Genomic DNA, 13,042 nt, shown 5'->3' with positions numbered 1-13,042 from the left:
CACGCCTCAGCCGATCGAGCAGGGGACGCTCAGGAAGCCGCGGAAGCGCACCCGGCCCCCGCGCACGGGCTGGCCGCTCACGGCATAGTTCGGGAAGCGTCCCAGGAAGCGCGAGATCGCGATCGCCCCTTCGAGCCGCGCCAGCGCCATGCCGGCGCATTGATGCGCGCCGGTCGCAAAGGCGAGATGCCGGTTCGGCGTTCGCCCGACGTCGAAGCGTTCAGAATGGGGGAATTGCGCGGGGTCGCGGTTGGCGGCGCCAATGCACAGCGTCACCGACGTACCGGCATCGAGCATGACGCCGCCGAGCTCTACTTGTTCGGTGGTCATGCGGTTGCCGAGCTGGTTCGAACTTTCGTAGCGTAGGATCTCTTCGACGGCGGTCTTGATCAAATCCGGATGATTGATCAGCCGCTGCTTCTGGTCAGGATTCCGATCCAGCTCGACCAAGCCGTTGCCGATCAGGTTGGTCGTAGTCTCATGCCCGGCATTGAGCAGGAAGATGCAATTGTGCAGCAGCTCCTTCTCGGTCAGCCGCTCGCCGTTCTCTTCACCCTGGATCAGGCGCGTGAGCACGTCGCGATCAGGGTTGCCCGGCTTTTGCCGTCGGCGCCCGACCAGCGTTTCGAGATAGGCTAGGAAGTCCGTGACCGCCTTGTTTCCGCGCGCGGCGGCTTCCGGCGATACGACCGGCTCGAGCGCGCCAAGGATTGCAAGCGACCAGTCGCGCAGCGGGGCGCGTTCGTCGTGGGGCACATCGAGCAGATTGCCGATCACCTCGATCGGGATGGACGCGGCGAAATCCTCGATCAGTTCGCAATGGCCCTTGGCGGCGATGGCCTCGATCAGGCCGTCGACCAGCTTGACGATGTCGCCCTCCATGCCGGCGATCGCGCGCGGCGACAGCGCGCCCATGATCAGGCGCCGCACGCGGGTGTGGGCGGGCGGATCGTTGAAGACGAGGCTCGTGGTGTGGTGCTCGTAGAGCGGGGTGTCGCCGTATTTCGGCGCGAACTCGCGCTTCTTGTCCGAGCTGAACGACTTGGTGTTCTTGTAAGTCGTGACGAGGTCGTCATAGCGCGTCAGGAACACGGTGCCGCTCGGCAGCCGCTTGATCGGCTCGTTCTCCCGCAGTGCACGATAAGTCGGGTAGGGATCGTCGTAGAATTCGCTCGTTAGCTTCGCCAGATCGAAACTGGCCGCCAATTCTTTCGCATCTGCGTTCATGCGCCATACCCACCTGATGACACCGATATGCCGTTTTCGCTCTTTCGAGCTTTGCTGGTCACCGTCTACAGTCGTGCCGTGATTTGCAAGCCGACCGGACAGGAAAATGCACGCCCGCGCTGACGCTTCCGACACTGCCCCGAACTGGCCCGACGATATTTTCGCGACACTTGAACGCTTCGACGTCCGGCAGGTGCCTTACGTGCCTGACGCCGGCCATTCGAAGCTGATCCAGCGCGTGCTGGCTTCATCGACGATGCGCGGCATTCCGCTGACGACGGAGGAGGAGGGCGTAGCGCTGCTCGCCGGCGCCTGGACCGGCGGTCAGCGCGGTGTGCTGCTGATGCAGTCGAGCGGCGTCGGCAATTGCATCAACATGCTGTCGCTGATCCCGATCCTGCGCTTTCCGTTCCTCACGCTCGTGACCATGCGCGGCGAGTGGGGCGAGTTCAATCCGTGGCAGGTGCCGATGGGTTCGACCACGCAGGGCGTGCTCGAGCTCTCCGGCATCAAGGTGCTGCGCGCTTCGAACGCGGCCGAGGTGCCGGCCGTGCTCGAAGCGGCCGCCGCGCAAGCCTACAACGCGCTCACCCCCACCGCCGTTCTGCTGTCGCAGCGCCTGATCGGTGCGAAGGTATTCACCAAATGAGCAAGGCCAATCTCCTCGACCGCCGTCAGGTGGTGTCCGCGCTGCTGGCTGATCGCAAGGACGTGGTTGCGATCGGTGGCCTCGGCGCCTCCACCAACGACATCACCGCCGCCGGCGACCACGCCCGCAATTTCTATCTCTGGGGCGGCATGGGCGGCGCCGCGATGATCGGCCTGGGCTTGGCGTTGGCGCAGCCAAAGCTGCCCGTACTGGTCATCACCGGCGACGGCGAGATGCTGATGGGGATGGGCAGCCTTGCCACCATCGGCCTGCAGAAACCGTCCAACCTCTCCATCGTAGTGCTCGACAACGAGGCCTATGGCGAGACCGGCGGCCAGACCAGCCACACCTCCGCCGCCGCCGACCTCGTCGGCGTCGCCAGGGCCTGCGGCATCGCCGACAGCCGGGCTGTTACGACCATGGCCGAGGTCGAGGCCTTCGCCAAAGCCGTCCACGACCTCTCGGCAGGGCCGCGCTTTGCCAATCTGAAGATCGACAGCGCCAGCGTCGAGCGGATCCTGCCCAGCCGGGACGGAACCTACATCGTCAACCGGATCCGCGGCGACCTCGGCTTCCAGCCGATCTGACTCCGGTTCCGATCCGGCTCGGCAGGCGGCGCTAACCCTCGCCGCGGTAACCTGTGACCAATTTTCAACGGTTTCTCACGCACTTAGGTTGCGATGCAGCATTATACTTGACTTTGGCGTGGGTGAGTGGTTACTCACTACCATGAGCTCATTGCGTATGACGAGCGACCTGAGGCGTCAATTGATCCTCGGAGCCGCGAAACGCTGCTTTGCCCGACATGGCTTTACCGGCACCACGACCAAGAGCGTGGCGGCCGCTGCCGCTATTTCCGAGGCCCTGCTGTTCAAGCATTTCCCGTCCAAGGCGGCGCTCTACGCCGAAATCCTCAGCGACGAATGCGAGGCAGACCCGGCACTCATGGAACTGCTTGAGCGCGAGCCGTCGACCGCCACCCTGGTCGAGCTGATCCGCGGCATGGTCCAGCATTTCCTTGAGATCGCCGATGGCCCCGACCAGGAAGAGGCCCAGCGCCTGCGACTGATGGCCACCAGTCATCTGGATGACGGCGAGTTTGCTCGTTTGCTATATGCCAAGATCGAGACGCTGATTGGAGCGATCTTCGTCGCCTCGCTCGAACGCGCGGTCGCCGCCGGCGATGCGCGGCCTTGCGGCAGTGAGCCGCTCAATCTGTTCTGGTTTGCGCATCATACGGTGATGACCGCTGCGCTGACCAGGCTGCCGTCCGTGCCCTGTCTGGCTTATGGCGGGGCGAACGATTTGGAGCGGCAGCTCTGTGAGTTTCTCCTGAGGGGCATCGGACTTAACGACGCCGCAATTGCTTCGCATCTGAGCCACGATCAGGCCGCGGATGCGGACAAGACGGCGATTGCAGAAAGCGCATGACATGAACATCGTAGCCGAAAACAAGATTTCGGGCGAACCGATCGACAGCAAGGCTCCCAAGCGTCCGGTTCGGCCGGTGCTCTGGTTCATCATCGTCGGCACGCTCTTGGCGGCGCTCGTCGGTGGCCTCGTCTGGTTCAATTATTTCCGTGGCCAGATGATCAAGCAGTTCTTCGCCAACAACAAGCCGCCGCCGACCCTGGTCAGCGCAGCGGAAGCGAAGTCCGAGGTGGTGCCGAACCTGCTCACCGCAGTCGGTGGTCTCGCCGCCGTGCACCAGGTCGACGTCACCGCCGACGTCAACGGCCGCGTCACCGAGATCAAGTTCGAGCCCGGTGCCCATGTCGAGGTCGGCATGCCGCTGGTGCAGCTGTTCGACGGGCCGGAACAGGGCGATCTCGCCAACTACAAGGCGCAGGCGACTGGCGCGCAGCTCGCGCTCGACCGCGCCAAGCAATTGGCGTCGCGCCAGTTCGGCCCGCAGTCGACCGTCGATTCCGCGCAGGCGACCTATGACCAGGCCATGGCCGGCATTGCCAAAACCGAAGCGCTGATCTCGCAGAAGCTGGTGCGCGCACCTTTCTCCGGTGATCTCGGCGTCCGCAAGGTCGAGGTCGGTCAGTATCTGACGGCGGGCACCGCAATCGTCTCGCTCACCGATCTGTCGGAGCTGTGGGCCAACTTTACGGTGACGGAAAAGGACTCGGCCAACCTCAAGGTTGGCCGGCCGGTCCGCCTGAAGGTCGATGCCTATCCGGGCCGTATCTTCGACGGCAAGATCACCACGATCGAGCCGCAGATCGCGACCGACACGCGCAACATCCGCGTGCAGGCGACTGTCGCCAATCCCGAGAAGATCCTGAAGCCGGGCATGTTCGTGACCACCACGGTGGTGCTGCCGGAAAAGCCGGCCGTGATCACTGTTCCGGAGACGTCCGTCGACTACACGCTATACGGCGACTCGGTGTTTTTGATCACCGAGAAGCAGGGTGAAGACGGCAAGACCAGCCTCAATGCGGTGCGCACGTTCGTGCAGACCGGCAGTCGGGTCAATGGTCGTGTCGAGATCATCAAGGGCGTGAAGGCGGGCGACAAGGTTATTGCCGTCGGCCAGCTCAAGCTGCAGTCGGGCGCTGCTGTTGCGATCTCGACCGACCCGGCCCCACAGATCCCGGCGAACCCGCCGCGCTACTGACGAATACACTTACGTGATCCGGCCCGGCCGGGTCACGTTTCTTGAGACAAACGAGATCGAGATCGCCGCGATGGCCTTTACTGATATTTTCATCAAGCGCCCGGTTCTGTCGGTCGTCGTCAGCCTGCTGATCCTGCTGATCGGCCTGCGTGCGGCGATGGTGCTGCCGATCCGGCAGTATCCGAAGCTGTCGAACACGGTCATCAACATCACGACCGTTTATCCCGGCGCGTCGGCGGATCTGATCCAGGGCTTCATCACGACGCCGATCGAGCAGGCGGTCGCCTCGGCCGAAGGCGTGGACTACATGACCTCGTCCTCGGTGCTCGGCACCTCGACGATTCAGGTCTACATCAAGCTGAACTTCGATCCGAACCAGGCGCTCACCGAGGTGCTGGCGAAGACCAACTCGGTCAAATATCTGATCCCGAAGGAATCGAACGACCCTATCGTCACCAAGACCACTGGCCAGACCACGGCGGTGATGTATCTCGGCTTCTCCTCCGAGGAACTGTCCGGTTCGGCGATCTCGGATTATCTGACGCGCGTGGTACAGCCGGTGCTGTCGACCGTCGACGGCGTAGCCTCGGCCGATATCCTGGGCGGCCAGACCTTTGCGATGCGGCTCTGGCTTGATCCCGTGAAGATGGCCGGCCGCAACGTGTCGCCGGCCGATGTCTCGGCCGCGATCGCCGCGAACAACTTCCAGTCCGCAGCGGGGCAGACCAAGGGCTATCTTATCGTTTCCAACATCTCGACGAACACCAGCCTGACCGACGTCAACCAGTTCCGGAAGATGATCGTCAAGGCCAAGGACGGTGGCTTCGTCCGGATGGAGGATATCGCCACGGTCGAACTCGCGGCGCAGAGCACCGACGCGAGCGTCGCCTTCAACGGTGAGCATGCGATCTTCATTGGCGTGAACGCGACGCCGCAGGGCAACCCGCTGACGCTGGTCAAGGGCGTACGGGCGCTGTTTCCGGAGCTCGAGCGTAACCTGCCGCCGTCGATGAAGATGAAGGTCGCCTACGACTCGACCAAATTCATCCAATCCTCGATTGACGAGGTGGAGAAGACGCTGGGCGAAGCCGTGATCATCGTGATCGTGGTGATCTTCCTGTTCCTGGCCTCGCTGCGCTCGGTCATCATTCCTGTCGTCACCATCCCGCTGTCGATGATCGGCGTCTGCACGCTGATGCTGGCGATGGGGTTCAGCTTCAACCTGCTGACACTGCTTGCGATGGTGCTCGCAATCGGCCTCGTGGTCGACGACGCTATCGTGGTAGTTGAGAACATCCACCGACATCTCGAGGAAGGAAAGACGCCGGTACAATCGGCGCTCGAAGGTGCGCGTGAAATCGTCGGTCCCGTCGTCTCGATGACCATCACGCTCGCCGCCGTGTACGCCCCGATCGGCTTCCTTGGCGGTCTGACCGGTTCGCTGTTCCGAGAATTCGCCTTTACGCTCGCCGGCTCGGTGATCGTATCGGGCGTTATCGCGCTGACGCTGTCGCCGATGATGTGCTCGGTGCTGCTCAAGAACACCGAAGAAGGCCGCTTTGCGAAGTTGGTAAATCGTGTGTTCGGCGCCATGACGCGCTGGTACGGCCGCAGGCTCGATCGCTCGCTCGACTACAAGGCCATCACCGGCCTGTTCGCGGTAACGATCCTCGGGCTGGTAGGTTTCCTCTATCTGCACACCTCGAAGGAGCTGGCGCCTGAGGAGGACCAGGGCATCGTGTTTGCGGTGACCAAGGCGCCGAAATACGCCAACATCGATTACGTCGATTTCTACGGCGACAAGCTCGACAAGAAGTTTCAAAGCTTCCCCGAGACCGATCTGCGCTTTGTGCTGAATGGCATCAACGGCCCGCAAGGCGGTATCGCCGGCATGCTGCTCAAGCCGTGGGACGAGCGCAAGCGCTCGTCGATCGCGCTGAAGCCGCTGGTCCAGGCCGAGCTCTCGAAGATCGAGGGCGTCCAGGCCTTCGCGTTCAACCTGCCGCCGTTGCCGGGTGGCCCCGGTGGTCTGCCGGTGCAGATGGTCATCAACTCCACCGCGGGCTACCAGACCGTCTTCGAGCAGATGGAGAAGCTGAAGGACGCTGCGCGCAAGAGCGGCATGTTCATCGTCTCCGACAGCGACCTCGCCTTTAACCAGCCGAGCGTGCAGGTCACGATCGACCGCAGCAAGGCGCAGGATCTCGGCATCAACATGCAGAACCTCGGCTCTACGCTCGCGGTTCTGCTCGGCGGCAACTATATCAACCGCTTCAACCTCGAGGGCCGGTCCTATCAGGTGATCCCGCAGGTGCCGCGCAGCGAGCGTCTGTCGCCGGATTCGCTCGGCGGTTATTATGTGACGACCAGCACCGGCCAGCAGCTCCCACTGTCGACCGTGATCTCGATCAAGACCAGGACCGACCCGAATTCGCTGACGCATTACAATCAGCTCAATTCGGCGACCTTCTCGGCCGTGCCGATGCCCGGCGTGACCGTTGGCGCGGCGGTGGACTTCCTTGAGGGTGAGGCCAAGAAGCTGCCGGCCGGCTTCAGCCACGACTATCTCGCGGACTCCCGGCAGTACGTGCAGGAAGGCAATCAGCTCGCGATCACCTTCGGTTTCGCGCTCATCATCATCTTCCTGGTGCTGGCGGCGCAGTTCGAGAGCCTGCGTGATCCGTTCGTGATCATGATCTCGGTGCCGATGGCGATCGTGGGAGCGCTGATCCCGCTGTTCTTCGGTGCGGCCACCATGAATATCTACACCCAGGTCGGCCTGCTGACCCTGGTCGGTCTGATCACCAAGCACGGCATCCTGATGGTGGAGTTCGCCAATGAGCTCCAGATCAACGAACGGCTCGACCGCCGCTCGGCCATCGAAATGTCGGCTCGTATCCGCCTTCGGCCGATTTTGATGACGACGGCTGCGATGGTGACCGGTCTGATCCCGCTGCTGACTGCGACCGGCGCCGGTGCGGCCAGCCGCTTCTCGATCGGCCTCGTCGTCGTCGCGGGCATGTCGATCGGCACGCTGTTCACGCTCTTTGTCCTGCCCGCAGTTTATGTCGTGCTGGCGACCGACCATCGTGCGGCCGCCGATTCCGATCGCAACAAGCAGATGAACGAGCTCGATCTCAACGCCAAGGCGCTGCGGGCGACCTGACCAAGGCTGCATTTGCGTGCGAAGCGGCAACAGCCATCGCTGTTGCCGCTTTTTTTTGTCGCGCAATATCTCGTAATATGACGGCTGGAGCGGCGTGGGTGTGCGCTTGAAGTGGGTCTTCGCATGAAGAGGCGTGAATTTCTGGCGATGCTTGGCGGGGCGGCGCTGGTTCGGCCCGGCTTGGTGTCGGCCGATGCGTCTGGCCGCATCTATCGTCTCGGTACCGTGACGCCGATCGTGCCCATCACGGCAGAGAGCCGCGGCGGCAAGATCCTGATCAAAGTGCTTGGAGAACGCGGTTTCAAGCTTGGCGAAAACCTCGCCTTTGAAGCGCGGGGCGCGCTGGGCGACGTCGCGATGCTGCCCGGGTTGATCGCCGAGATGAAGGCCAAGAACGTCGACGTCATCGTCATCATTGGCTACCCGACGGCGATGGCCGCCAAGGCTGCCGGCATCGCCACCGTCGCGGCCAGCGGCGTCGGCGATCCCGTCGAAACCAGGCTGATCGAGAGCCTGGCGCATCCCGGCGGCAAGATCACCGGGATTTCGGATGTCGCCGCGACCCTCAGCGCCAAGCGGCTGTCGCTGCTCAAGGAGGTGTCGCCAAAGCTGACCAAGGTCGCGATGCTCTGGAACAAGGACGACCTCGGCATGACCATGCGCTACCAGGCCTCCGCAAAGGCGGCCCAGGCACTTGGACTGACCGTCCAGGCGCTCGGCGTGCGCGAGCCTGACGATTTCGACGAAGCCTTCTCGGTGATGATGAGCGATTTGCCTGACGGGATCCTGATGGTGGCGGATGCGCTGACCATTCTCAACCGCGAGCGCGTGTTCGACTTTGCGGCCGTCCGGAAGCTGCCAGCGATCTACGAATTCGATCAGTTCGCCCGTGACGGCGGTCTGATGTCCTATGGCGCCGATTCCTCGGAATCCTTTGAGCGGGCGGCCGCGCTGGTCGCGCGCATTTTCAACGGGGCCGACCCCGGCGATCTGCCGTTCGAGCTGCCGACCCGCTATCCTCTGGTGATCAATCTGAAGACCGCCAAGGCGACCGGGGTTGAAATTCCCCCCACATTGCTGGCACTTGCGGACGAGGTTATCGAATAGCCTTGTGCACTGCAGCGAAAGACAAGGTCCGGCCTTCTTGCTAGGCTTGGGGGAATGAGCATTTCCGTCCATCCCGACACAACGCAAACCAGGACCCTGCCGAGCGCGGCCGGGGGCGGCGTCGCGTTCGCCAAGGCCGGGCGGGGGATCAGAAGCCGGCTCTTCACCAAATATGTCGCGCTGTTCGTAGCCGTGGTCGCGGTCGCCCTGCTGGCCAATGGTCTCTTCGAGGTCTTCTTCTATTACAGGGAGCACAAGGCCGCGCTGATCCGGGTCCAGCACGAGCAGGCCGAGGCCGCCGCCGCAAAGATCAGCCAGTTCATCAAGGAGATCGAGAGCCAGCTGGGTTGGACCACGCAGCTGCCGTGGTCCGCGGGTTCGATCGAGCCGCGCCGGTTCGACGCGCTGCGGCTGCTGCGCCAGGTGCCTGCGATCACCGAGCTCGCCCAGGTGGATTCGACCGGCAAGGAGCGCTTGCGCGTCTCGCGTCTCGCGATGGATGCGATCGACAGCGGTACTGATTTGTCGAGCGACCCGAAATTCACGGAAGCGGTCGCGCACAAGGTCTATTACGGGCCAGTCTATTTCCGTCGCGAGTCCGAGCCCTATATGACGCTGGCGCTGGCCGGGGCGCGGAAGGATGCCGGCGTCAGCATCGCGGAGGTGAATCTCAAGCTGATCTGGGACGTCGTGTCCCAGATCAAGGTCGGTGAGCACGGACATGCCTATGTGGTCGGCCCGCAAGGACGTCTGATCGCGCATCCCGACATCAGCCTGGTGCTGCGTAACACCGACATGTCGGGGCTCATGCAGGTGCGCGCGGCTCAGGCTGGCGGCGGCAACATGCCCGTCGCGCTGCAGGAAGCAGTCAACATCCAGGGCCAGAAAGTTCTGACCGCCTCGGCACCGATCGAGCCGCTGCACTGGACCATGTTCGTCGAGCTACCGGTCGAAGAGGCCTACGCCTCGCTCTACGCCTCGTTGCAGCGGCTCGCGATCGTGTTGCTCGCCGCATCGATCTTTGCGGTGCTGGCCGGAATTTTCCTGGCGCGCCGCATGGTCGGCCCGATCCAGGCGCTACGCAGCGGCGCCGAGCGGATCGGCGGCGGCGATTTCTCACAGCGAATCTCGATCAAAACCGGCGACGAGCTCGAGGGGCTGGCGGACCAGTTCAACGACATGGGCGCGCGTCTGCAGGAATCCTATGCGGACCTGGAGAACAAGGTCGAGCAGCGGACTGCCGAATTGAGAGAATCGCTGCAGCAGCAGACGGCAACGGCCGATGTGCTGAAGGTGATCAGCCGCTCGACGTTCGATCTGCAGACTGTGCTCGACACGCTGGTCGGATCGGCGGCCCGTTTGTGCGACGCAGACGAAGGAACGATCTTCCGGCCCCGCGATGGCGCCTTCTATCTGGCAGCAAGCTGCGGTCTTGACGCGGAGCAAGAGAACAAGCTTCGAACATTTGCTTCCGTGCCGGAGTGGGGAAGCGTCGTCGGACGCACCCTGCTTGATTGCAAGACAGTTCATGTTCCGGACGTGCAGGCCGATCCGGAGTATGCTCCTTCGTCTGCGCGAAGACGCTCCAACGTGCGTACGATGTTGGGTGTTCCTCTGCTCCGCGAGGGTGCACCCATCGGGGTGTTTGTCTTGACGAGGCACGTCGTGCGGCCTTTCAGCGAGAAGCAGATCGAGCTCGCCGCGACCTTTGCAGACCAGGCCCTTATTGCGATCGAGAATGTCCGGTTGTTCGAGGAAGTCCAGGAGCGCACCAGAGAGCTTTCACGATCCCTCGACGATCTTCGCTCGGCTCAGGACCGCTTGATCCAGACCGAGAAGCTGGCCTCGCTGGGCCAGCTCACGGCGGGAATCGCCCACGAGATCAAGAACCCGCTCAACTTCGTCAATAATTTCTCCTCGATCTCGACCGAGCTGATCGACGAGCTCAACGAGGTCCTGCAAGGCGCATCGCTCGACGACAAGACGAAGGATGAGGTGGACGAGCTGACCGGCATGCTGCGCGGCAATCTTGAAAAAGTGGTGCAGCACGGCAAGCGCGCCGATTCCATCGTCAGGAACATGCTGCTGCACTCGCGCGAAGGCTCCGGCGAGCATCGGGCCGCCGACATCAACGCGATCGTGGAGGAGAGCCTCAATCTGGCCTATCACGGTGCGCGCGCAGAGAAGCCCAACTTCAACGTCACGCTCAAGCGCGACTTCGACCCCGCAGCCGGCGCAATCGATGTGTACCCGCAGGAAATCACCCGTGTCTTCCTCAATCTGATTTCGAACGGCTTCTATGCGGCGGCCAAGCGCAAGGAAAGTGCTGCGGACGAATTCGAGCCGACCTTGAGCGCCGCGACGAAAAGCCTGGGCAGCAAGGTCGAGATCCGGATCCGCGACAACGGTACGGGCATTCCGCAGGAGGTGAAGGAGAAGATGTTCAATCCTTTCTTCACCACCAAGCCGGCCGGCGAGGGCACCGGGCTTGGCCTGTCCATGAGTCACGACATCGTCGTGAAACAGCACGGTGGCACGATCGACGTGAACACGGAGCCCGGTGTATTCACCGAATTCATCATCACCCTGCCGCGCGCAGCGGCGGCAGGCGGCACTTCCGGAGGCAAGACGTGAACGTTTACATCCTGGTCGTCGATGACGAGCCCGATGTCGAGGCACTGTTCCGGCAGCAATTCCGGCGCGACCTGCGATCGGGCCGTTTCCAGATGGAATTCGCACCCTCTGCGCCCGATGCGCTGAAGCGCGCGGCCGAAGTGCGCGACCCCTCGCTGATCCTGATTCTGTCCGACATCAACATGCCCGGCATGAGCGGGCTCGACATGCTGCCCAAGGTGCGCGCCGAGCGTCCCGACGTTCCCGTCATCATGATCACGGCCTACGGCGATGCCGAGACGCGCCGCAAGGCGATCGAGCGCGGCGCCACCGGGCTTCTCACCAAGCCGATCGATTTCGCGCTGCTGCGCCAGCAGATCGATACGAGGCTCGAGCAGGCGGCATGACCCCAACCATCCTCTTCGTCGATGACGAGCCTGATCTCGAGGCGCTGATCCTGCAGAAGTTCCGCAGGCAGATCCGTGACGGGCTCGTCACCATCATGTTCGCGCGCGATGGCCTCGAGGCGCTGGAGTCGATCGAGCAGAATCCGCATGTCGACATGGTGGTCTCGGACATCAACATGCCCAGGATGGACGGGCTGTCGCTGTTGCAAAAGCTGCAGGAAGCAGAAGACAAGAAATCGACCATCATCGTGTCCGCCTATGGCGACATGAGCAACATTCGCACCGCCATGAACCGCGGCGCTTTCGATTTTCTCACCAAGCCGATCGACTTCGCCGACCTCGAAACCACGATCGAGAAGACCCTTCGCCATATCGAGATGCTGCGCGAGGTGCGGCGCCGCCAGGCGGAGGCCGAGCGGGCCCATGCCGCGCTGTCGCGCCACTTCTCGCCAGAGCTCGCCAAGCGTTTGGCGGAAGGCAGCGGCGGTGAGGGGATCGAGGTCCAGTGGCGCGATGTCGCCGTCATCTTCACTGATATCACCGGCTTCACGTCGCTGGTCGAAAGCGCGCCGCCCGAGACACTGGGCGCGCTCCTCAATGAATATGTCGGCGGAATGACCGAAGTTGTCTTCGCGCATGACGGGACCGTTGCAAAGATCATCGGTGATGCGATCCAGGTTCTGTTCAACGCCCCCGGCGATCAGCCGGATTATGCGACGCGTGCGGTCGCGTGCGCTCACGAGTTGGACGCCTGGGCACAGGAGTTTTGTGCGCGCCAGAACGCCAAGGGCGTGAATTTCGGCACTACCCGCATCGGCATTCACGCCGGCTCCGCACTCGTCGGCAATTTCGGCGGCAATCGTTTCTTCGACTACACCGCCTATGGCGACACCATCAACACCGCGGCCCGGCTGGAGGCCGCCAACAAGCAACTGGGCACCCGCATCTGCGTCAGCTCCAGTATCGCCGAGGCGGCGGCGAATTTTCAGGGACGTCCCGTCGGCGATCTGATGCTGCGCGGCCGCAGCGAACCGCTGCGCGCGTTCGAGCCGCTGCGACAGGATAAATTTCATGCGCCGGCGACGACGCAATATACCGAGGCGTTTGCCAAGGTGGAGGCGGGCGATGCCGCCGCGATGCCGGCCTTTGCCGCGCTGGTCGGGATGCACGCCGACGATCCGCTCGCCGGCTTTCATTTGCGGCGCCTGCTCAATGGCGCCAAGGGTATTCGCATCCAGCTGGATTAG

General features: G+C 63.0%; 10 protein-coding genes. 9 read left to right on the top strand and 1 reads right to left on the bottom strand.

Annotation, left to right across the window (positions count from 1 at the left end):
- Positions 1-6 precede the first annotated feature (6 nt).
- On the bottom strand, positions 7-1,227 hold the full coding sequence (locus M2427_RS06180; protein ID WP_280705319.1) for a cytochrome P450: 1,221 nt from the start codon (positions 1,225-1,227) through the stop codon (positions 7-9).
- A 106-nt stretch (positions 1,228-1,333) separates the two neighbouring features.
- On the opposite strand from M2427_RS06180, the gene M2427_RS06175 reads away from it, so the two are divergent.
- From M2427_RS06175 to M2427_RS06135, 9 genes are all read left to right on the top strand, one after another.
- On the top strand, positions 1,334-1,876 hold the full coding sequence (locus M2427_RS06175) for a phosphonopyruvate decarboxylase (protein WP_280705318.1): 543 nt from the start codon (positions 1,334-1,336) through the stop codon (positions 1,874-1,876).
- On the top strand, positions 1,873-2,463 hold the full coding sequence (locus tag M2427_RS06170; RefSeq protein ID WP_280705317.1) for a thiamine pyrophosphate-dependent enzyme: 591 nt from the start codon (positions 1,873-1,875) through the stop codon (positions 2,461-2,463). The genes M2427_RS06175 and M2427_RS06170 overlap by 4 nt, the downstream gene beginning before the upstream one ends.
- Before the next feature lie 142 nt (positions 2,464-2,605).
- Positions 2,606-3,307, top strand: coding sequence for a TetR/AcrR family transcriptional regulator (locus M2427_RS06165; RefSeq protein ID WP_280705601.1), 702 nt, complete (start codon positions 2,606-2,608; stop codon positions 3,305-3,307).
- Between the two features lies 1 nt (position 3,308).
- Positions 3,309-4,502 carry an efflux RND transporter periplasmic adaptor subunit gene (locus M2427_RS06160; protein WP_280705316.1) on the top strand — a complete coding sequence of 398 codons (1,194 nt, stop codon included), beginning with the start codon at positions 3,309-3,311 and terminating at the stop codon, positions 4,500-4,502.
- A gap of 70 nt (positions 4,503-4,572) precedes the next feature.
- Entirely contained in the window at positions 4,573-7,668 is a 3,096-nt protein-coding gene (locus M2427_RS06155) for a MexW/MexI family multidrug efflux RND transporter permease subunit (protein ID WP_280705600.1), read from the top strand.
- 123 nt (positions 7,669-7,791) lie between these two features.
- Entirely contained in the window at positions 7,792-8,775 is a 984-nt protein-coding gene (locus M2427_RS06150; RefSeq protein WP_280705315.1) for an ABC transporter substrate-binding protein, read from the top strand.
- Positions 8,776-8,829: 54 nt separating this feature from the next.
- A complete protein-coding gene (locus tag M2427_RS06145; protein ID WP_280705314.1) occupies positions 8,830-11,409 on the top strand; it encodes an ATP-binding protein in 2,580 nt (859 codons plus the stop codon).
- On the top strand, positions 11,406-11,795 hold the full coding sequence (locus tag M2427_RS06140) for a response regulator (RefSeq protein ID WP_280705313.1): 390 nt from the start codon (positions 11,406-11,408) through the stop codon (positions 11,793-11,795). Before M2427_RS06145 ends, M2427_RS06140 begins: the two co-directional genes overlap by 4 nt.
- Positions 11,792-13,042 (top strand): adenylate/guanylate cyclase domain-containing protein, encoded by a 1,251-nt coding sequence (locus M2427_RS06135; RefSeq protein WP_280705312.1) that lies wholly within the window; start codon positions 11,792-11,794, stop codon positions 13,040-13,042. The genes M2427_RS06140 and M2427_RS06135 overlap by 4 nt, the downstream gene beginning before the upstream one ends.

The organism is Bradyrhizobium sp. BR13661 (assembly GCF_029892425.1).
Taxonomy (GTDB): domain Bacteria; phylum Pseudomonadota; class Alphaproteobacteria; order Rhizobiales; family Xanthobacteraceae; genus Bradyrhizobium.
The sequence above is the reverse complement of the archived record's forward strand: the minus strand, read 5'-3'. Positions and strand labels throughout refer to the sequence as shown.

What these genes read in the sequence shown, in the direction of transcription:
- M2427_RS06180 (WP_280705319.1), bottom strand. Translation starts at nt 1,227, where the DNA reads ATGAACGCAGATGCGAAAGAATTGGCGGCCAGTTTCGATCTGGCGAAG.
- M2427_RS06175 (WP_280705318.1), top strand. Translation starts at nt 1,334, where the DNA reads ATGCACGCCCGCGCTGACGCTTCCGACACTGCCCCGAACTGGCCCGAC.
- M2427_RS06170 (WP_280705317.1), top strand. Translation starts at nt 1,873, where the DNA reads ATGAGCAAGGCCAATCTCCTCGACCGCCGTCAGGTGGTGTCCGCGCTG.
- M2427_RS06165 (WP_280705601.1), top strand. Translation starts at nt 2,606, where the DNA reads ATGAGCTCATTGCGTATGACGAGCGACCTGAGGCGTCAATTGATCCTC.
- M2427_RS06160 (WP_280705316.1), top strand. Translation starts at nt 3,309, where the DNA reads ATGAACATCGTAGCCGAAAACAAGATTTCGGGCGAACCGATCGACAGC.
- M2427_RS06155 (WP_280705600.1), top strand. Translation starts at nt 4,573, where the DNA reads ATGGCCTTTACTGATATTTTCATCAAGCGCCCGGTTCTGTCGGTCGTC.
- M2427_RS06150 (WP_280705315.1), top strand. Translation starts at nt 7,792, where the DNA reads ATGAAGAGGCGTGAATTTCTGGCGATGCTTGGCGGGGCGGCGCTGGTT.
- M2427_RS06145 (WP_280705314.1), top strand. Translation starts at nt 8,830, where the DNA reads ATGAGCATTTCCGTCCATCCCGACACAACGCAAACCAGGACCCTGCCG.
- M2427_RS06135 (WP_280705312.1), top strand. Translation starts at nt 11,792, where the DNA reads ATGACCCCAACCATCCTCTTCGTCGATGACGAGCCTGATCTCGAGGCG.